The sequence below is a fragment of the Pseudoduganella aquatica genome, from assembly GCF_020865585.1.
GTDB lineage: Bacteria > Pseudomonadota > Gammaproteobacteria > Burkholderiales > Burkholderiaceae_D > Rugamonas > Rugamonas aquatica_A.
The window spans coordinates 4,680,463-4,700,957 of sequence record NZ_CP086370.1; the positions used below are offsets into that span (position 1 = coordinate 4,680,463).

The following is a 20,495-nucleotide window of genomic DNA, read 5'->3' on the forward strand; positions in this document are numbered from 1 at the left end:
CTGTTTCAACGCTGGCGCATCAGCGCCTGGTAGCGGAAAGCCTCGCGCACCGAGGCGCGCAGGCCTTCGTCGTCCCAGGGCTTGGTGAAGAAGCGGTAGATCTCGCCGGTGTTGATGGCGCTGATGACCATCTCCAGCTCCGCATGGCCGGACAGTATCATGCGCACCGTGTCCGGATACAGCAGCTTCACGCGGCGCAGGAATTCCGTGCCGTTCATCTCCGCCATGCGCTGGTCGCTGATCACCACCTGCACCGGATGCAGGGCCAGCAGGTCGAACGCGGCGCGCGCGGACGGCGCGGTCAGTATCGTGTAGCCGTCGCGCCGCAGCGTGCGCGTGAGCGCGGCCAGCACATGGGCTTCGTCGTCCACCAGCAGCAAGGTGCGCTCGGCCGGATCGGCCGCGCCGGCCAGCTGCAGCCGCCGTCCGCTTTCCAGCAGCGCGGTAAAGGCGTCGCTGTCGAGCGGGCGGCTGAAGTGGTAGCCCTGGATCTCGTCGCAGCCGCAGCCGCGCAGATAGGCCAGCTGCGCCTCGGTCTCCACGCCCTCGGCGATAATGCGGAAACCAAGGCTGTGGCCCAGCGCAATGACCGAGCGCACAATGGCGGACACATTCGGTTCGTCCAGCATGTCGCGCACAAAGGACTGGTCTATCTTCAAATGGCTCAGCGGCAGCAGCTTGAGCGAGGACAGATTCGAATAACCGGTACCGAAATCGTCGATCGACAGCGCGATGCCCAGCCCTTTGAGCCGCGTCACCGTGCCCAGCACCTCGTCTATGCTGTGCATCATCATGCTCTCGGTCAGCTCCAGCTCCAGGTAGTGCGGCGCCAGTCCCGTGTCGCGCAGCGCGGCCTCGATGTCGTCCGCCAGGCCGGGATCGCGGAACTGGCGCGCCGACACATTGACCGCCACCCGCAGCGGCGCCAGGCCGGCCTGCTGCCAGGCGCGCGCCTGCGCGCAGGCGGTGCGTATCACCCAGCGCCCAATCTCGACGATCTGCCCGGTGTCCTCGGCCACGCCGATGAAGCGGTCCGGCGACACCATGCCCATGCGCGGATGCGGCCAGCGCAGCAGCGCCTCCATGCCGCTCAGTTCTCCAGTCTCCAGGCTCACCTTGGGCTGGTAGTACAGCCGCAGTTCCTGGCGCGGCAGCGCGTAGCGCAGCTCCGTTTCGATGGCGGCCCGCTCGGCCACGCGCGCCTGCATGGCCGGCTCGTAGTACTGGGCCTGGTTGCGCCCCGTCTCCTTGGCCCGGTACATGGCGATGTCGGCGTGCCGCAGCAGCATCTGGCCGTCGTCGCCGTCGGCCGGGTAGGCGCTCACACCCACGCTGCAGCTGATGGCCACCTCGGCCTCGCCCAGCGGCACCGGCGCGGCCACGCTTTCCAGTACGCTCTGCAGCAGGGCGTGCGGCAAGGTTCCTTCGCTGCCGCCCAGCAGGAGCAGCATGAACTCGTCGCCGCCCAGCCGCGCCACGGTGTCGCTGGCGCGCACACAGGCGCGCAAGCGCCCCGCCACCACGCGCAGCAGCTCGTCGCCGGCCTGGTGGCCCAGGCTGTCGTTCACCAGCTTGAAGTTGTCCAGGTCGATAAACACCACCCATACCCCGTGGCCATAGCGGCGCGCGTAGCTCAGCGCCTGCTCCAGCCGGTCGCTGAACAGATGGCGGTTCGGCAGCCCGGTGAGCGCGTCGTGGTTGGCCTGGTGCTCGAGCTGCGCCTGGTAATCCATCACCGCCGTCATATCGGTCAGCACGCACACATGGTGGCTCACTTCGCCCTCGCCGCGCACCGGCGCCACGTGCAGCTGGCTCCAGTACAGCGTGCCGTCGCGGTGGCGGCATTGCAGCAGGCGGGTGACGTCGGCATTCGCCTCCAGCGCCCCTTCCGCGCCGTCGTCGCAATCGAGCAGCGGCTCCAGGCGCTGGCCGGCCAGGGTCTCGGGCGCATAGCCCGTCAGCTGGCCGAAAGCCTTGTTGGCGTACTCGATCTCGCTGCCGCCGGCGCTGTGCGCGGTGATCACGATGGCGCTCACGCTGGCGTCCAGCGCCCGCCCGCGCAGCGCCAGCGTCTGCTCCACCTGCTTGCGCTGGCTGATGTCTTCTATGGTGCCCAGCACGCCGATAATGTGGCCCTGGGCGTCGTGCAGCGGCAGCTTGTTGATGAGGAACCAATGCATGCTGCCGTCGGCGAACAACATGCGGTCTTCCTGGTTGAGATTGGGCTGGCCGGTGTCGATGATGGCGCGGTCGTCCGCCACGATGCGCGCGGCGTTCGCCGCCCAGGGGAAATCGCTGTCGCGCTTGCCGGCGATGCCGGCCGGCCCGCCCACGCCCGCAGCGCTGGCAAAGGATTGGTTGCCGCCGCGGTAGACCGAGTCCAGGTCCTTCCAGAAAATCTGGTGCGGAATATGGTTGATCACCAGCTGCTGCATTTCCTGCGACGCGTGCAGCGCCGCTTCCATATGCAGCTTGGCCGTCACGTCGTGCGCAAACACCAGCCGCGCGGCGCGGCCCGCCAGCGTGAGCGAATGGGAGGAAATGTCCACCGTGATGAGCGAGCCGTCCTTCTTGCGGTGCACCCAGTAGCCGGCGCGCTGCGCGCCCTTGGCGGGCGTGGCGGCCAGGTCGGCGGCCAGCCGCTCCTGCTCGCGCTCGGGGCGGATGTCCTTGATGGTCATGTCCAGGAATTCCGCCTCGGTGTAGCCGTAGTGGTTGACGGCGGCGGCGTTCACCACCAGGAAGCGCAGCGTCAACAGGTCATACGCCCACATGGGATGCGGGTGGGCTTCGAACAGGCGCTTGAAACGCAGCCGGGAACCATAGGAATCGAACTCGCCGAGTTCGTAGTTGAGCAGCAGGTAGGTCGCCTCGCCTTCCGCAACGGCCGGCTGGTACTCAATCAGCAGCGACACCGGCCTGGCCTCGCCGTCCTTTTCCGCCAGCTCCATTTCGCCGCGCCAGTAGCCCATGGCGCGCGCCGTCGGCAGCCCTTCGCTGCGCACGATGCTGCCGGCCCAGGGCGCATACAGCAGAGCGGCCGGCATGCCGGGCCGCGCGTCCATCGCATGCAAGGTGGCGCAACGGTTCAAGGCCAGGATGCGGCCTTGAACATCCACCAGCACCGCCATGTGCGGACTGGCGCCGAACAGGGTGCCGAAACCAGCCAGCCGCTCATCATTGACGGGCAGTGCTGGGTCAGTCAGATGGCGGTCGGTGTGCATCGGGGGGCGCTAACGTATCCGGGTTCTCCCGATTCTAGCCCAAGCCTTCCGCGCACGACGCGCACAAGACGCACACCGGAATCACGTGCTACGCCGCAGGCCAGGCTCCGGTGCGCAGCGCCGCCGGCGAGGCGCCGTTGTCCTGGGCAAACCAGCGCAGCGGCAGCGCATGCGCGCGCCGAATGATGCGCTGCGGCGCAAAACGCCACAGCCGTTCGGCGCCGTCGAAAGCCGCCAGATCGGCCGCCGCTTCGTCGCCGCTCAGCAGCTCGGCCTTGCCGCTCATCTGCAGCAAACCACCGCTGGCGAAGTCCACGAACACCAGCCCCGCCTTTCCGTTGAGCGCAATATTGCCCAGCGTGTTGAAGAACATATTGCCTTGAAAGTCGGGGATGGTCAGCGTGCCGTCCGCGTTGATCCGCACGAAACCGGGCTTGCCGCCACGGTGCGACACGTCCACTTGCCGCCCGCCGGCAGCCACCTCGGCATAGGTGGCGACGTAAAAGGAATCGGCCGCGCCTACCAGCGCGCGCGCCTCGCCGTCCAACGCGTCCAGTTCCACCGGCGCGGCCTGCGGCTCTTCCACAAAAGCGTAATCGCGCAGCTGGATATATTGCGGGCAGTTGCCAAAGGACTGCCGCACCTCGACCTCGAAACCGTCCTCGCCGCTGCGGCGCAGCACGCCGTTCATGCGGTTGCGGCGGCGCGTGTGCAGTTCTATGCCCAGCATGCCGACCGCATCGCCATGTTCCATCCCGGCCTCCGCCGGGTCCTGCGGCTCGCGCGGCAGCGCCGCCCGCAGGCGCTGCGGATCGGGCGAATGGAGAAAGCCCGGACGGCCAGCGCGCAGCGTGGCCCACGCGTCGCCGGCCGCGTCCACCGCGCCCAGCACCACAAACGGCAGCTGCGCAAAGAAGGCGCGGTGCTGCTCGGGCATAAAGCCGCGTATCACTTTGCGCCCCAGCTCGTCCATGCGTTCCGCCATGCCAACCGTGCGCTGCATGGCCACTTCGCCAGCATGCCAGGGTGATGCCAGGGCTGCGTCCATGATGTTCTCCTTACCTTAAGCAGCCAGGCCGACAGGGCTTGAAACCATGGGCACGAAGCCGCGCAGCGCTTCCACGCGGCGCAGCCAGGCGTTCACGCTGGCATAGCCCGACAGGTCCACGCTGCCTTCCGGGGCGCGGGCGATATAGGCGTACAGCGCCACGTCCGCAATGGTGGGGGCGGCGGCCGTGGTGGCGATCCAGTCCTGGCCGGCGAGCTGCGCGTCCATCAGGCCCAGGATGCGGTGCGCGCGCGCCACCATCTCTGCCGTGTCGCCGGTGCGCTTGAACAGCGCCGCGATGCGCGCCGCAGCCGGGCCGTAAGCCACTTCGCCGGCCGCCACCGACAGCCAGCGCTGCACCGCCGCCGCCGAGCGGGCGTCTTCCGGCAGCCAGTCGGTGCGGCCTTCGCGCTTGGCCAGGTAAACCAGGATGGCGTTCGAATCGCTGACCACCACGCCGCCGTCGTCCAGCACCGGCAGCTGGCCGAAACTGTTCAGGGCCAGGAACTCCGGCGTTTTATGTTCGCCTTTGAGCAGGTCGACATCGACCACCTCGTGCTGCAGTCCCAGCAGGGACAGGAACAGACGGGCGCGGTGCACATGGCCGGACAGCGGGTGGGAATACAGTTTCATGGTGGCTTCCTCTTGTAATCGGTTGATCGAGATTCGATACCGCAGTGTGAATTATTTCATCCACAAAGAGAACATCCACCAAAACTAATTCAGCATTCCATTTTTCGGAATAACCTCGAACAGCAGGAATTGCGTGACCTGGTCCTTGCCGAAGTTGTCGTCGGAGACGATGAGCAGGCTGTCATGGCCATTGGGGAGCTTGGGGCCGAAGCTCATGGCTTCCAGGTTGTCGAGCCGGATGCCGAGCGTGTTCAGGTCCAGCACCAGGCGCTTGGCGGCGGGACGGAAGCCGCCTCCGGCCAGCGCCTCCACGCCGCGCACGTCGCTGGCGCCGCCGCCGGTCTCCATTTCGTACAGGCGGATATAGTTCTTGTAGGCGCCGGCGGCGTCCTGCACGGCGGAGCGCTCCAGCACCAGCAGCGAGCGCTGGTTCACGGCCACGATTTCGGAAACGCCGTTGTCCGCGACCTTGCCGGGACCGGGCGCCGCCGGGATGGCGTCCACCGGATAGGCGTACTGCTCCAGCATGCGGCCGTCGCGGTCCATGCGCGAGATGCGCACAAAGGCGCCGCCGGCCGGCGTGGGCAGCGGGCCGTCCTGGTAGAGCGGCGACTCCATGGCCACCCACATCGAACGCCCGTCCGGCGCAAAGCTCAGGCCTTCAAAGGACAGGTTGTCGCGCGAGCCCTTCTCTTCCCTGGACACGCGGAACATCTCCGGCAGCTGCACGGCGCCGAGGTAGGCGCCGTCGCGCTGCATATGGCGCACGAAGGGATCGAAGCCGCGCTTGCGGTCCCCTTCGCTGGTGTACCACACGGTGCCGTCCAGCGGATCGATGCGCAGCGCTTCGATGTCCGGCACGTCGCCGGTCTTGTTCACGTCGTACTGCTTCACGCTGGGGTAGTTGCTGCCGTCCGCCTGCTTGAAGGTGGCCACGCCGGTGAGCGTGACGCTGCGGAAGGCGGCGCCGTCGTAGTCCAGCCGGGCGCTGTAGAAACGGGCCGGGCTCAGGGCGCTGCGGTCATCGCTGGCCAGCAGCCAGGCACCGCTGGCCGGGTCGTAATCGACGCCGGACAAGCCGCCCACGACGGTGCCCTGGAAGTCCAGCCTGTGCGGGATGCGCTGCTCGCCGATCAGGCGCAGGCTGGACACGGTGCGTTCGGCCGCGCCGGCGGCGAGTGGGACGGACAGCAAGCTTGCCGCGCACCACGCTGCGGCCAGGTATCGTTTCATGTATGCGGAATCATGGCGGGAAAGCCCGCCATTATGCCGTATGCAGCTTCTTGTGCATATTTCGCAGCGCCAGCCACACGCCGGCCACCACCACCGGCACCATCACGCCTATCACCACTTCCGGATTGCCCACCAGGCCAAGCACCTTGGCGGCCTTGGTGGAATAGCCCACCAGTCCGACCACGTAGTACGAGATCGCCGCCACCGACAGGCCCTCAACCGCCTGCTGCAAGCGCAGCTGCTGCGCCGCGCGCGCGTTCATGGACTGCAGGATCTTGCGGTTCTGCTGTTCCTGGATGATCCCCACGCGCGTGCGCAGCAGGTCATTGGTGTTGGCCACCCGCCGCGCCAGCGCTTCCTGCCGCGCCGACAGCGCCTCGCAAGTGTTCATGGCCGGCGCCAGGCGGCGGTCCATGAATTCGCCCACGGTGGGGATGCCTTCGATGCGCGCCTCGCGCAGTTCTTCAATGCGCGCGTTCACCAGCCTGAAATACGCTTTCGAGGCCGAGAAGCGGTAGCTGTTTTCCAGCGAGAGCTTTTCTATGCGCGCGGCCAGGCGCGTGATCTCGCCCAGCAGCGCCTGTTCCGTGGCGCCGTCCACGCTGCCGCCGTCGGCCTGTGCGGCGTCGGTCTGCACCATGGCGCCGGCCAGCTTCACCAGCTCCGATTCAATCGCGTTGAGCGCCGGCGCGGCCTGCTGCGCCTGCGGCAGGCCGAGCAGCGCCATCATGCGGTAGGTTTCAATCTCGAGCACACGCTGCACCAGGCGGCCGGCCTGCTGCGCGCGCATGCCCACGTCGCGGATGATGAAGCGGCTGAAACCGTCGGACTGGATGGCGAAGTCGGTGTACAGCTCGCCGCCCTGCATCACCTGGCTGCCCGCCAGCGTGTTGCCCTCGAAGATGCGCTGCAGCGTGTCCTGCGCGTCGCTCAGGCGCTCGCCGCGTTCCAGCACCACGTGGGCCGCCACCATCAGGCGGCCTTGCAGGGACAGCAGCCATTCCTGCGGCAGGTGCGTGACGGGCATCTGCTCGAAAGCCTGCTCGCCCGCCACGTCCTGGGCCGGGCGTCCGGCGAAGGTGTAGGTGGAAAACTCGGTATGGCATTCCCACTTCAGGCGGAAGCGGCCGAAGTCGTGGAAGAAGTATTTGGCGTCGCCGGCGGGGGATGAAACGCCGAAGTGCTTGCACAGCGCGCCCAGCGTGGCGTGGTGGCTGTGGCCCACCGGTGCGCCGCTGCCGTTGTCGGCGGCGCGGTAGACGGCGAAGTGCGATATCAGTTCCGGCGCTTCCAGTTTCAGGAAGGGACGCGAGTGGATTTCGGCCGCAAGCGGCACGCGCAGCGAATGGTTAAGACTGGAAAACACAATACTCATGCGGGGATTTCCTTGGCAGCGGTACGGACGGCGCGCAGCAGCAAATCGGCGCCGGGCGATAGCAGGTGGTCCTGCTGGCGGATAATGCCGAACGCGTCCATTTTACACGGCAAGTCTATCGGCAGGATGCTGAGGATATTCAGGTCGGCGTAGTAGCGCGCCACTTCCAGCGGCATCACGTGCAGGAAGTCGGTCTGCTGCAGCAGCGGCGCCACCAGCAGCATGGCGGTGGTGTCCACCACATTGGCCGGCGGCTCCAGGCTGGCGCGGCGGAACATCATGTCGCAGCGGTGGCGCAGGATGCTGCCGGGCGGCGGCAATATCCAAGGATGGCCGGCGATATCGGACAGCTGCAGCTTCTCCACCGCCATCAGCGGATGGCCGGGGCGGCACACGGCGCACGCCGGCTCCTCGGTCAGTTCCTCGTAGATCAGGCCCGAGCTGCCGTCCTTCTCCAGGATGCGGCCTATCATGAAGTCCAGGTTGCCGCGCTGTAGCATCTCCACCAGCACATTGCTCGGCTCCAGCTTGACGCCGATGCGCAGCAGCGGCGCCTGCTCCTTCACGCGCGCAATGGCCTTGGGCAGCAGCGACATGGCCGGCGTCATGATGACGCCCACCTCCACCTGCCCCGCCAGGCCGGCCTTGAGCGCCACCACGTCGTCATGCGCCAGCGACAGGCTGGTGAGCGCCATGCGCGCGTGGCGTATCATGGTTTCGCCGTAGATGGTGGGCTCCATGCCGCGCGGCAGGCGCTCGAACAGCCGCACGTCCAGCATCTCCTCCAGATCCTTGATCTGCTTGGACGCGGCGGGCTGCGTCATGTGCAGCGCTTCGGCTGCGCGGTGGATGTTGCGGTGTTCGTCCAGCGCTATCAGCAGCAGCAGCTGGCGGGTCTTGAGGCGGGCGCGTAAAAACCAGTTCGGGTTGAGGGTATCCATCCGCAAATCATATCACCTCGATATCAGCCCTGGCAGCCGGGACTCGGATTGGCGGCCGGGCCTTCGTCGGTCTGCGGAATGAAGCGGATGGTGCCGTCCGCGTTGTAGTGCAGCTCCTCCACGGCCGCCGAGCGGCGGAACTCGCCGCCGGTGGGCAGCTTGTCGTTGTGGTAGAAGATGTAGGACTTGCCGTTGTGCTCAATGATGGCGTGGTGGATGGTCTTCACCACCGCGTTCTTTTTCATGATCACGCCGCGGTAAGTCCACGGGCCGGTGGCGCTCGGGCCGGTGGAGTACGCGGTCTCCTCCGGGAATTCGCGCGACCAGGACAGGTAGTAGGTGCCCTTGTGCTTGTGCAGATAGGTCGCTTCGGTGAAGTGCGGCACGGCCACGGTGTGGATAGGGCCGTCGGCTTCTATCATGTTGCGCTTCAGCTTCACGTACTTCATCACCTGGTTGCCCCAGTACAGATAGGCCTGGCCATCGTCGTCGATAAAGACGGCTGGGTCGATATCGTCCCAGCCGATGTCCGTTTCCTTGGTCATGTCGTTGGTGATGATGGCGCTGCCGCGCGCATCCTTGAACGGGCCGGTTGGGCTGTCCGACACGGCCACGCCGATGGCCTTGCCCGGTATGGTGGCGTGCGCCACGGTGGAGTAGAAATAGTATTTGCCGTCGCGCTTGGTGATGTCGGCTGCCCAGGCGTCCTTCTTGGCCCAGGCGAAGGTCTGCACGTTCAGCGGCGAGCCGTGCGCCTTCCAGTTCTTCATGTCGCAGCTGGAATAGACCAGCCACTCCTTCATCAGGTAGTCCTTGCCGTTTTCCTCGGCCTCGTCGCGCCCCACGTACAGGTAGACGCGGCCGTTGTCGCTCAGCGCGGCCGGGTCGGCGGTGAATTTATCCTTGAACAGCGGATTGCCCGCGTGTGCGGCGGCGACTGCCGCCATGGAAATGGCGCAGGCCAGCAGGGACTTCTTGAACATGGGTTCTCCGATTATTGGTTATTCTTCGCGCCGATGGACATCAGGCGCTGTACTACGCAAAACACGAACAGCAGGCCGCCGATCACGATCTTGGTCCACCAGGAGCTGAGCGTGCCGTCGAAGGCGATCAGGGTCTGGATGGTGCCCAGTATCAGCACGCCGGACAGCGCGCCGGCGAGATAGCCGTAGCCGCCGCTGAGCAGCGTGCCGCCGATGACCACCGCCGCGATGGCGTCCAGCTCCGTGCCCTGCGCATGCAGGCCGTAGCCGGACAGCATATAGAACGAGAACAGCACCCCGGCCAGCGCCGCGCACAGGCCGCTCAGCGCGTAGATCAGCACCTTGGTGCGGCCCACGGCCAGGCCCATCATCTGCGCCGACTGCTCGTTGCCGCCGATGGCGTACACCGCGCGGCCAAAGGCCGTGTAGTGTGCCGCGTAGATGGCAAGGCCGAGCAGCACCAGCGCGATCAGCGCGCCCGGCGAGATGAAGCCGCCCAGGAGTTCCAGCTGCGTTTGCGACATGGCGACGAACAGCGGGTCTTCTATCGTGATGGACTCGATGCTGATCAGGTAGCACAGGCCGCGCGCCAGGAACATGCCGGCCAGCGTGACGATGAAGGCCTGCAGCTTGAAGTAGTGGATCAGCGCGCCCTGCGCCGCGCCGAACAGCGCGCCCAGCACCAGCACGAAGGCAATGACGGCCACCGGCGGCCAGTGCGCGCTGCGCAGCAGCCAGGCCGAGATCATGGTGGCCAGCGCCAGCACGGAGCCCACCGACAGGTCGATGCCGCCGGACAGGATGACGAAACTCATGCCGATGGCGATCACCAGCAGGAAGGCGTTATCGATCAGCAGGTTGAAGACCACCTGCAGCGACAGGAAGCCCGGATAGGCGGCGCCGCCGGCGGCCAGCATGGCCAGCAGCAGGAACACCGTCACCAGGGACGTGAAATACGGGGCGGACGCGAAGCCGCGCACTTGGGCCATCATGCTGCTTTCCTTTTCCAGATCTGCTTGAATTCCGGCGACTGCGACAGGCAGACCAGGAACACCACCACCGACTTCACCACCATGTTCACTTCCGGCGGCACGCCGAGCGAGTAGATGGTGTAGGTCAGCGTCTGGATAATGAGCGCGCCTATCATGCTGCCCGCCAGGCTGAACTTGCCGCCCGCGAGCGAGGTGCCGCCCAGCGTGACGGCCAGGATGGCGTCCAGCTCCAGCAGCAGGCCGGCGTTGTTGGCGTCGGCCGATTTGATGTTGGAGCTGATCATCAGCCCGGCCATGCCGGCGCAGGCCGAGCAGAACACGTAGACAAAGAAGATCAGCGCGGCGGTCTTCAGCCCGGCCAGGCGCGCGGCCACCGGGTTGATGCCGACGGCCTGGATGAACAGGCCCAGCGCGGTCTTGCGCATCAGCAGGGACACGGCCAGCACCACGGCCGCCACCACGTACAGCGAGAACGGCAGGCCAAACAGGTAGCCGCTGCCGAGGAAGAAGAAGGGCTGGTAGTAGACCGTGACGATCTGGCCGTCCGTCAGCAGCTGCGCCAGGCCGCGCCCGGCCACCATCAGTATCAGCGTGGCCACGATGGGCTGCAGGCCGAGCGTGGAGACCAGCAGGCCGTTCCACGCGCCGCACAGCAGCGCCGCCCCCATGGCCGCGCACAGCGCCCACAGCATGGGCGTGTTGGCCTCGTAGACCGGCACGCCGTTGTGCATGACCATGGTGCCGCCGATCAGCATGGCGGCCACGGTGCCGGACAGCGCCACCACGGCGCCCACCGAAATGTCGATGCCGCGCGTGGCGATCACCAGGGTCATGCCCAGCGCCGCCAGCATCAGCGGGGCGGCGCGGTTGACGATGTCGATCACGCTGCCGTACAAATGGCCATCCTTCCATTCGAGGTGGAAGAAACCGGGGATGAAGATCAGGTCCACCAGCAGCAGCGCGAACAGCGCGGCCAATGGCTTCATAAGAGGGTGCTGCAACAGCATGGCAAAGCTTTCCGGGTTGTTGCCGCCGCGCGCGGACGCGGCGTGGGGAACGGTGACGTCGGGAGCGCTCATGCCGCCTCCCCTGCGATGGCGTGCAGCACCGTGGTGTCATCGAGCTCGCCGCGCTGGTACTCGCCGCAGGCTTTGCGGTCGCGCATGACGATCATGCGGTCGCTCACGCGCAGCACTTCCGGCAGTTCGGACGAAATGAACAGGATGGACATGCCCTTGCGGCACAAGGCGGACACGTAATCCATGATCTCCTCCTTGGCGCGCACGTCGATGCCGCGCGTGGGCTCGTCCAGTATCATCAGCTTGGGCTCGGTGGCCAGCCAGCGCGCCAGCAGCACCTTCTGCTGGTTGCCGCCCGAGAGCGAGCCGATAGGCGTTTCTATGCTGGCGGTTTTGATGCCCAGCCATTTCACGTAGTTGTTCGCCAGTTCCTGCTGGCGTTTCAGCGGAATCGCGCGCAGCATGCCGGCCTGCGCCTGCATGGCCAGGATCAGGTTCTCGCGCACCGACAGCGACAGGATCGCCCCTTCGTGCTTGCGGTCCTCCGAACAGAAGCCGATGCCGGCGCCGATGGCGTCGCGCGGATTGGCGAACGGCGCGGCGCTGGCGCGGTCCACGGCCGTGATGCCGCCGCTATCCGCCTTGTCCGCGCCAAACAGCAGGCGCGCCAGCTCGGTGCGGCCGGAACCCAGCAGACCGCACAGGCCGAGCAGCTCGCCCTTGCGGATGGAAATATCGGTCGGCAGCAGCGCGCCACGGCGGCCCAGGGCACGCGCTTCAAGCACGAGTTCCGGCGACTGCGCCTGTGCTGCCGCTTGCCCTGCCTGCGCCTGGCCGCCTTGCGCCAACGCGGCGTCTTCCGCCACGGCGGCGGCGCGCTGCTCATCGGCAGGCGCGCCTATCATCTTGTTAACCAGCGCAATGCGCGACAGCTCGCTGCACAGGTACTCCCCTTCCCGCTCGCCGTTGCGCATGACGGTGATGCGGTCCGAAATGGCGTAGGTCTGGTCCAGGAAGTGCGTCACGAACAGGATCGCAATGCCCTGGCCGCGCAGGCGGCGCAGCACCGTGAACAGCAGCTGCACCTCGGCCTCGTCCAGGCTGGAGGTCGGTTCGTCGAGGATCAGCACCTTCGCGTTCACGTTCAGCGCGCGCGAAATCGCCACCATCTGCTGGACCGCCAGCGAATAGTGGGACAGCGGCTTGGCCACGTCGATATCGATATCCATCAGCGCCAGCATGCGCGCCGCTTCGCGCTGCATGCCCTTCCAGTCGATGCGTCCCCACTTGCGCGGATAGCGGCCGATGAAAATATTCTCCGCCACGGACAGGTTCGGGCACAGGTTCACTTCCTGGTACACCGTGCTGATGCCCAGCTCCTGCGCCTCCAGCGTGGACGAAGGCCGGATCGGCTTCCCTTCCAGCAGCATGGTGCCGCGCTCCGGCGTGTAGACGCCCGTCAGCACCTTGATCAGCGTGGACTTGCCCGCGCCATTCTGGCCCATCAGGGTGTGCACCTCGCCCGGATACAGGCGCAGGCCCGCATCGCTGAGCGCCTTCACGCCGGGGAACTCCTTGTGTATGCCGGTCAGTTCCAGGACCGGCGCAACGTCCGTCGCCGCCATTAGTACTTCCGGTTCGGGAATTCCTTGGCCGCCACTTCAGCCGGGAACACGCCCTCGTTCACCACGATGCGCTTCGGTATGGCCTTGCCGGCCTTGACGGCGGCGGCGGCTTCCATCAGCTGTGGCCCCAGCAGCGGGCTGCATTCCACGGTCACGTTCAGCTTCCCGGCGATCATCGCCTCGAACGCGCCCTTCACGCCGTCGATGGAAATGATGATGATGTCCTTGCCCGGCTTCAGGCCCGCTTCCTCGATGGCCTGGATGGCGCCGATGGCCATGTCGTCATTGTGCGCGTACAGCACGTTGATGCTCTTGCCCTGGGCCTTCAGGAAGGCTTCCATCACTTCCTTGCCCTTGGCGCGGGTGAAGTCGCCGGTCTGGGTGCGCACCACTTTCAGCTTGGGATTGCCCTTGATGATTTCCTCGAAGCCCGCCTTGCGGTCGATGGCAGGCGCCGATCCCACGGTGCCCTGCAGTTCAACGATGTTCAGCGTGGCGGCGGGCGACTTCTTCGCATACTCCACCAGCCAGCGGCCGGCCTTGCGGCCTTCCTCGACGAAATCGGAACCGATCAGCGACACGAACAGCGTCGGGTCGCTCACGTTGACCGAGCGGTCGGTCAGGATCACCGGAATCTTGGCAGCCTTCGCCTCGCGCAGCACCGTGTCCCAGCCCGACTCAACCACCGGCGAGAACGCAATGATGTCCACGCGCTGGGCGATGAAGGAGCGGATGGCTTTCACCTGGTTTTCCTGGCGCTGCTGCGCATCGGCGAACTTCAGCGTCACGCCCGCCTTCTTGGCGGCGTCCTTGACCGAAGCGGTGTTCGCGGTGCGCCATTCGCTTTCCGCGCCCACCTGCGAAAAACCGATCACCAGCGGCTTCTGCGCGTAGGCGGGAGCGGCGGCGGTGGTAACAGCGACACAAGCGGCGGCTACCGCCGCGCCCAGGATAGTCCTGCGAGTGAAATGCATGCTGAATCTCCAATAATAGTTATGCACCAATAGTAGGGGAAAGCGCCATAGCCATCCAATACATTTTTTAGATGGATTGATATCGTTTTGCGTATCACAAAGAGTTGCAAAAATGGTTTGCTTGAAAAGAGATAAAGAATTCGCGGCCTCACTTTCAAAAACAGAGCATACTTCGTCCATTCCCTGCATTCACTTGTGGAATAGCGATTTGGTTGCGCGCAGTCAACACTATAATTTTTCGCGATGGACAAATCCGATGACGAACGCCAACTGCTGATCTTGTCCGTACTTTCCTTTGAGGAAGGCGCCAACCAGAGCGCGGTTGTCGCCCAGGTCGTGCGGGCGCTACAGCAACTGGCAGTTCATTTTCGCCCCTTGATGGGTAGCAGCGGATTTTTCGCCTTGTATTTGCGCAGCGTGCATCTGAACCGGGCGCAGCACGCATGCCTCGCGCCGCTCTCGACGATGGAACGCGATGACACCCATTTCACCGCCCTGCAGGCCAGCTTGTCATCGGCCGACACCGAGCAGGCGGCCCGCGCTGGTATTGCCGTGATAGAAACCCTGACCGGATTGCTGGCCGGCTTGATCGGGCTGCCGCTCACGATGCGCTTACTCACCACCGCCTGGGCCAATGCGGCCGAAGGAAAACCATTATGATTACCCCTACCAGCCACGAGTATCTGGCGACGGGCGTGCCTGGCCTCGATACGCTGCTGGGCGGCGGCCTGAGCGAATACTCGTTCAACGTCATCGCTGGCTCGCCGGGCAGCGGCAAGACCACCCTGGCCCACCAGATCATGTTCGCGCTGGCATCGGCCAATTGCAAGGCGCTGTTTTTCACCGTACTGGGCGAGCCGCCGCTGAAAATGCTGCGCTACCAGCAGCGCTACAGCTTCTTCGACGTCAACAAGGTCGAAGCGAGCGTGCGCTACGTGAACCTGGCCGATGACTTGCGGGCCGGCGATTTCAGCGGTGTGCTGGCGCGCATCATGCAGGAAGTGGCCAGCTTCGAGCCCAGGCTGGTGTTTGTCGACTCCTTCCGCTCCGTCATCCAGACTGCGCGCCAGGGCAACGAGGGCATCGCCGATCTGCAGCAGTTTGTGCAGGAACTGGGCACCTCCATGGCGAGCTGGCAGGCAACCACCTTCCTGATCGGGGAATATTCCTTCAACGAAATCGAAGCCCATCCGGTGATGACCGTGGCCGACGGCCTGATCTGCCTGGCCCAGCATATGGAGGGCAACGCCGTGGTGCGCAAAATGCGCGTGGTGAAAATGCGCGGCCACGCCCACATGGGCGGCGCGCACACCTTCCGCATCACCGGGGACGGCCTGAAAGTCTATCCGCGCACCCTGCCTTCCTTGCCGCCTTCTTATTATGCCGCGCAGGAAGACGGCGCCACGGCGCGGGTGGGCACGGGCATTGCCATGCTGGACGAACTGCTGAACGGCGGCCTGCCGCAAGGCCATGCGGCCCTGGTGGTCGGGCCTTCGGGCTCCGGCAAGACCATCCTGGCCACGGCCTTCCTGGAGGAAGGTGCGCGCCAAGGCGGGCACGGCGTGCTGGCCAGCTTTGAAAAAATGCCTTCGCATTGCCGCAATCACCGCCTGGCCGCCCTGATCGGCGCCGGCCAGGTCACCGTGGTGGCCACCCGCTCGCTAGACCTGTCCATTGAGAATGTGCTGGACGACCTGGTGCAGGAAATTGCGCGCACCGGCGCCACCCGCGTGGTGATCGATTCCCTGTCCGAACTCGGGCTGTCCCTGGCGCCGGAGTTCGCGCAGGACTTCCGCGCCTCGATCTTCCGCGTCCTGGCCACGCTGGCCGCGCTGAATGTGACGGTGCTGGTGACCATGGGCATGGAAGACCGCTTCACCGACATGCGCTTCAGCCTGAGCGACACTTCCTTCCTGGCCGACGCCATCATCGCCATGCGCTACGCCGAAATCGGCGGCCGCCTGCAGAAAGTCATTTCGGTGGTCAAGGTGCGCGGCAGCGGGCACAGCACGGATCTGCGCAATTACGCCATCAGCGACCAGGGCATAGAAATCGGCGCCCAGCGTATGCCATTTGAAGGCCTGCTGTCGGGCCACCCCAGCGCCAGCCGGGCGGCACAGTGAGACGGGATGGGCTGCGCCCATTCCGGACCAGGAGATGTGATGGACGCAATTGAGGCACTACGGCAGTCCATCCGGACGCAGCTGGACCCGGCCCGCCGGAATGGCATAGCAGAGCTGGCCATCGGCATGGCCGAGGCGGCGGCCAGGGAACTGGTCCCGTTCATAGGCAACGCGGGGTTTTGCATTATTTTCAGCCGCAGCGTGCACCAGGCGCGCAGCCGCTACCCCTGGCTGAAACAGCGCAGCCCCCCCGCCAGCCCCGGCGACCTGATCGCGGTGCTGCGCGACAGCGCCGATGGGCGCGCCCCGATAGAAATTGCCTTTGCCGGCCGCCATGTATTCCTGGGCATGATAGACAGCCTGGCCATCCTGCTGGGCGAGCAGATGACCAGCACCTTGCTGCACGCGGCCTGGGGCGAGGACGCACCGGCGCTGCCGTCGGCGTCCGCCAGCCAGCCGGCAGGCGCCGGCCGGCCTGAGCGCCGGCTCGAGGAGCGGCGTGCCGGCGGCGCCCGCGAGCGCTCGGCGATGCGGCGAGGGCGCATCGGGCAAAAGCGCGCCGAGCAGCGCGCCATGCTGGAGCAGCGCTTGCAGCGGCTGTGGCAGGTGAACGAAAAACTGGTGCAGTCCTGCTTCGAGGCCGAAGCGGGCAAGGTCACGGCGCAGCAGGCGAACGAACAGATGGGGCACCTGGCCTACCATGATTTCCTGACCGACTTGCCCAACCGCATGCTGCTGAACGACCGCATTGCGCAAGCGACCCTGCTTGCCGAGCGCGACGGCAGCAATTTCGCCCTGTTCTTCCTGGACCTGGACAACTTCAAGCACGTCAATGACGCCCTCGGCCACGGGACCGGCGACCGCCTGCTGCAATCGATCGCGCGCCGCCTGACCGCCTGCGTGCGCGCGTCCGACACCGTGAGCCGCCAGGGCGGCGACGAATTCGTGCTGCTGGTTCCCGACGGCGCGCAAGCGGCGGCCGCCGCCCAGCTGGCGGAAAAAATCCTGCAGGCGCTGGCCGCGCCGCACATGATACTGGGCCACGAACTGTACATCACCTGCAGCATCGGCATCAGCCTGTGCCCCTTCGACGGGCTCGATACCGAGGCCTTGCTGAAAAATGCGGACACGGCCATGTACCAGGCCAAGAGCGCCGGGCGCAACAACTACCAGTTCTTCACCCCGGCCATGAACACGCGCGCGGTCGAACGGCAAGCCATCGAATCGAGCTTGCGCCATGCGCTGCTGCGCGGCGAACTGGAGCTGTACTATCAGCCCAAGGTCGACCTGCGCAGCGGACGCATCTGCGGCGCCGAGGCGCTGATGCGCTGGAATCACCCGGAGTGGGGCCTGCTCATGCCGGACCGCTTTATTCCCATCGCGGAGGAATTCGGCCTGATCGTCAATATGGGGCGCTGGGTGCTGCTGACCGCGTGCATGCAGGCGCAGCAGTGGAAAAGCGAGCGCGCGGCGTGGGTGGACGTGGCGGTCAACGTCTCCACGCTTGAGTTCTGCCACCCCGAGTTCCTGGCCAATGTGCGCGAAGTACTGGCCCAGTCCGGCTTGCCCGCGCGGCATTTGCAGCTCGAAATCACCGAAAGCGTCCTGATGCGGGACGCCGCCAGTTGCGCGGAAACCCTGCGCCAGCTCAAGCTCATGGGCGTGACGCTGGCGCTCGACGATTTCGGCACCGGCTATTCCAGTTTGAGCTATCTGAACTTCCTGCCCATCGACGTGGTGAAAATAGACCGGTCCTTCGTCCAGAGCATCAATGGCCCCCAGGAGGGCAGCATGCTGGCCGGCGCGGTGATCGCCATGGGGCAGAGCCTGGGGAAAACCATCGTGGCCGAAGGAGTGGAGCTGGAGTCCGAGCTGGCCTATCTGCAAACCATGCGCTGTGAAGCCGTGCAAGGCTTTTTATTCAGCCACCCCTTGCAGGCGGAGCAATTCTCCAACCTGCTCAAGCGCGAGCAAGCCTCGATGGCTGCGATGAATTTTTCGAATTGGAAAGTATGAATACATTTACAGGCAGGCTGCGCGGCGCTGAAAAGCAGTTCAGTGCCCGCCCTCATCCTGCATAATGAGTTCTGCGGCCTCGCTGTCTTTCTGAGCAGACGAGGCTGCTTGCCTGATGGGCTCCGCAGGGGCAATATGTTGATGGCTCCTCAAGACGCTGGCCGCCTGGGTGGAGATTTGATGTCTTTTTTTCCATGCATTGAAATCGACGGCCGAGGAGAAATCCTCATTCGTTGCCAGCAGAATCGCGCGCAGTTCGGCGCTGTGCTGGCGGGGGGATGGCTGCGCATGCAGGCCGGCCAGCCCGGCGATACGGCTCACCAGCGCCAGGGAAGCGGCGATTTGCTGCTCGCTTTCGGCCACGGTGCGTGCCAGGGCGCTATTCATGGCGACCAGGCCGGTCAGGCAATCCAGTGCCGCGTCCAGGGCCAGGTTCAACAGTTCAAGCTGCTCCGCAGCCGGCATGCCCTGCTTTTCCAACGCTTTCGCTATGTTATCGGACATGAAATTCCCTATGGAGTGAATAAAATAAAACAAGACAGCCAGACGATTTAACGCGCTTTCCGCGTCTGCATCTGCGCTGCATCTCACATTGGGCCGCCGATCCCTCTATATTTCCAAGCAAGAATCAGGAGATATCCCATGTTGCACACTTTCCTGTCTGATTCCCGCAGCGACTTGATAGAACGCTGCAAGGCCAAAGTACTCCAGCGGCAGGCGCCTTCCGTCACGCAGGTGCAACTCGAATATGGCATCCCTTTATTCCTGGATCAGCTGATACGCACGCTGCAGGCCGAGCAAGGCGACGGCCAGGCCGAAAGCCTGAGGATTTCCGGACCGGCCGGCGGCGCCTTGTCCGCCAGCGAGATCGGCTTGACGGCGGCACAGCACGGCAAGGAATTGCTGACGCTGGGCTTCACGGTCAACGAAGCGGTGCATACCTATGGTGACCTGTGCCAGGCCATCACCGACCTGGCGGTGGAGTCCGGCACGCCGTTCGAGGTGGACGAGTTCCGCACGCTGAACCGCTGCCTGGACAATGCGATTGCCGACGCGGTCACGGAGTTCAGCCGCCAGCGCGAGTCCGACATCTCGGACCAGCACACCAGCGACGCCAACAAACGCCTGGGCTATCTCGCCCACGAGGCGCGCAATATGCTTGGCACGGCCTTGCTGGCGCACACCGCGCTACGCTCCGGCAACTTGAGCCTGCAAGGCGCCACCAGCACCATCCTGGAGCGCAGCCTGCACGGCCTGGCCGGGCTGATAGACGGCGCGCTCGACGAGATCCGCGTGCTGCACCAGCAGACGGAGGCTGCGCCGGTGTTTGCGCTGGACGAGTTCATCAGCGAAGTCCATGGCACCGCCGAGCTGACGGCCCGCAGCCGGGGCTGCACCCTGGTGGCATCGCCGGTGCAGGCCGGCCTGGCCATTGCCGGCAACCGCGCACTGCTGCTCGCGGCGGTGGCGAATTTATTGCAGAACGCCTTCAAATTTTCGCCGCCCCATTCCCAGGTGACGCTGCTTGCCATGGCTGCGGGGGAGCGCATCCTGATCGAAGTGCACGACCACTGCGGCGGCCTGCCCGCCGGCGCCGCCGCCTCCATGTTCCAGCCGTTCTCGCAGCATGGCAAAGACCGCAGCGGCCTGGGGCTGGGCCTGACGATAGCGCAAAACGCCGTCATCGCCAGCGGCGGCACGCTGTCGGTGCGCGACGTGCCGGGCACCGGCTGCGTGTTCACCGTCAACCTGCCGCGTTGCAGCCTGCCCGGCTAAGCAGGCACGGCGATGTCCTGCACCTTGAACAATTCGGTATGGCCGAAACCCTTGGTGTAGTCGAGCAGTGACACCACCTGCGGATCGATGCGCAGAAACACGATGCCGCCCCATGGATGGCCCTGCGTGCCGGACAGCACATGGCGGAACTGCGGATAGCGCTGCAGCAGGCGTGCCGACACATCGACGGTATGCTCCTCTCCTTTTACGAAGCTGGCCAGCCCGCCGATCGACAAGGCCTGTATTTCGCTTCCCGGCTGAGCCGGGGGTGAAATGGTAAGCGACACCTGCTTGTGCTCCTGAATATTGTGCGCTTTCTGGCTGCCCAGGCCGATGGCAGCGTAAAGCGTCAATCCCCTGCTGGCGTAGTTCAGCGTGGTGGCCTGCGGATAGCCGTCCGGGCGCAGCGTGGCCAGGCTCATTTCCTGCCCGCGCGCCAGAATTTGCAGCACCAGCCGCATGGCGTTGTCGTCCAATGTTCTCATCATTTCCCCCTCCGGGCGCGGTAGGCGCCGTGCAGCAGGTCAGTGTGC

The 20,495-nt window shown here is 65.4% G+C and carries 17 protein-coding genes; 4 read left to right on the forward strand and 13 right to left on the reverse strand.

All coding sequences use genetic code 11. From position 1 onward, the window contains the following. Positions 1-5: 5 nt before the first annotated feature. From KT882_RS20895 to KT882_RS20945, 11 genes are all read right to left on the reverse strand, one after another. Positions 6-3,224 carry an EAL domain-containing protein gene (locus KT882_RS20895; RefSeq protein ID WP_228893201.1) on the reverse strand — a complete coding sequence of 1,073 codons (3,219 nt, stop codon included), beginning with the start codon at positions 3,222-3,224 and terminating at the stop codon, positions 6-8. An 88-nt stretch (positions 3,225-3,312) separates the two neighbouring features. Further along, positions 3,313-4,272, reverse strand: coding sequence for a pyridoxamine 5'-phosphate oxidase family protein (locus KT882_RS20900; protein ID WP_321170278.1), 960 nt, complete (start codon positions 4,270-4,272; stop codon positions 3,313-3,315). Between the two features lie 15 nt (positions 4,273-4,287). After that, a complete protein-coding gene (locus KT882_RS20905) occupies positions 4,288-4,905 on the reverse strand; it encodes a glutathione S-transferase family protein (RefSeq protein WP_228893202.1) in 618 nt (205 codons plus the stop codon). 84 nt (positions 4,906-4,989) lie between these two features. Next, complete coding sequence (locus KT882_RS20910; protein WP_228893203.1) at positions 4,990-6,138, reverse strand: esterase-like activity of phytase family protein; 1,149 nt, start codon at positions 6,136-6,138, stop codon at positions 4,990-4,992. 31 nt (positions 6,139-6,169) lie between these two features. Beyond that, positions 6,170-7,513, reverse strand: coding sequence for a DUF3422 family protein (locus KT882_RS20915; protein ID WP_228893204.1), 1,344 nt, complete (start codon positions 7,511-7,513; stop codon positions 6,170-6,172). After that, positions 7,510-8,454 carry a LysR family transcriptional regulator gene (locus KT882_RS20920; RefSeq protein ID WP_228893205.1) on the reverse strand — a complete coding sequence of 315 codons (945 nt, stop codon included), beginning with the start codon at positions 8,452-8,454 and terminating at the stop codon, positions 7,510-7,512. The genes KT882_RS20915 and KT882_RS20920 overlap by 4 nt, the downstream gene beginning before the upstream one ends. Before the next feature lie 23 nt (positions 8,455-8,477). Next, a complete protein-coding gene (locus KT882_RS20925; RefSeq protein WP_228893206.1) occupies positions 8,478-9,437 on the reverse strand; it encodes a glycoside hydrolase family 43 protein in 960 nt (319 codons plus the stop codon). An 11-nt stretch (positions 9,438-9,448) separates the two neighbouring features. Continuing rightward, complete coding sequence (gene yjfF / locus KT882_RS20930; protein ID WP_161070631.1) at positions 9,449-10,429, reverse strand: galactofuranose ABC transporter, permease protein YjfF; 981 nt, start codon at positions 10,427-10,429, stop codon at positions 9,449-9,451. After that, positions 10,426-11,436: an ABC transporter permease gene (locus tag KT882_RS20935; RefSeq protein WP_161070790.1), complete on the reverse strand. Its 1,011-nt coding sequence runs from the start codon at positions 11,434-11,436 to the stop codon at positions 10,426-10,428. Before KT882_RS20935 ends, yjfF begins: the two co-directional genes overlap by 4 nt. Positions 11,437-11,504: 68 nt before the next feature. Beyond that, positions 11,505-13,073 (reverse strand): sugar ABC transporter ATP-binding protein, encoded by a 1,569-nt coding sequence (locus KT882_RS20940; protein ID WP_228893207.1) that lies wholly within the window; start codon positions 13,071-13,073, stop codon positions 11,505-11,507. Beyond that, complete coding sequence (locus tag KT882_RS20945; protein WP_161070629.1) at positions 13,073-14,047, reverse strand: ABC transporter substrate-binding protein; 975 nt, start codon at positions 14,045-14,047, stop codon at positions 13,073-13,075. The genes KT882_RS20940 and KT882_RS20945 overlap by 1 nt, the downstream gene beginning before the upstream one ends. Before the next feature lie 243 nt (positions 14,048-14,290). Here KT882_RS20945 and KT882_RS20950 point away from each other — a divergent pair, with 243 nt between their 5' ends. The 3 genes from KT882_RS20950 to KT882_RS20960 are packed head-to-tail and all read left to right on the forward strand — an operon-like array spanning position 14,291 to position 18,186. After that, positions 14,291-14,707: a hypothetical protein gene (locus tag KT882_RS20950; RefSeq protein ID WP_161070628.1), complete on the forward strand. Its 417-nt coding sequence runs from the start codon at positions 14,291-14,293 to the stop codon at positions 14,705-14,707. Beyond that, positions 14,704-16,170, forward strand: coding sequence for an ATPase domain-containing protein (locus KT882_RS20955; protein WP_228893208.1), 1,467 nt, complete (start codon positions 14,704-14,706; stop codon positions 16,168-16,170). The genes KT882_RS20950 and KT882_RS20955 overlap by 4 nt, the downstream gene beginning before the upstream one ends. Positions 16,171-16,209: 39 nt before the next feature. Next, positions 16,210-18,186, forward strand: a complete 1,977-nt coding sequence (locus KT882_RS20960) for a putative bifunctional diguanylate cyclase/phosphodiesterase (protein ID WP_228893209.1) — start codon at positions 16,210-16,212, stop codon at positions 18,184-18,186. Between the two features lie 39 nt (positions 18,187-18,225). Here the strand turns inward: KT882_RS20960 and KT882_RS20965 are convergent, their stop codons facing one another. Beyond that, a complete protein-coding gene (locus tag KT882_RS20965) occupies positions 18,226-18,777 on the reverse strand; it encodes a hypothetical protein (protein WP_228893210.1) in 552 nt (183 codons plus the stop codon). A 51-nt stretch (positions 18,778-18,828) separates the two neighbouring features. Here KT882_RS20965 and KT882_RS20970 point away from each other — a divergent pair, with 51 nt between their 5' ends. Further along, complete coding sequence (locus tag KT882_RS20970) at positions 18,829-19,962, forward strand: sensor histidine kinase (protein WP_228893211.1); 1,134 nt, start codon at positions 18,829-18,831, stop codon at positions 19,960-19,962. On the opposite strand, the gene KT882_RS20975 is transcribed toward KT882_RS20970, so the two are convergent. Further along, positions 19,959-20,450, reverse strand: a complete 492-nt coding sequence (locus KT882_RS20975; RefSeq protein ID WP_161070625.1) for a pyridoxamine 5'-phosphate oxidase family protein — start codon at positions 20,448-20,450, stop codon at positions 19,959-19,961. The two genes, KT882_RS20970 and KT882_RS20975, sit on opposite strands and share 4 nt — an antisense overlap. Positions 20,451-20,495: the final 45 nt, after the last annotated feature.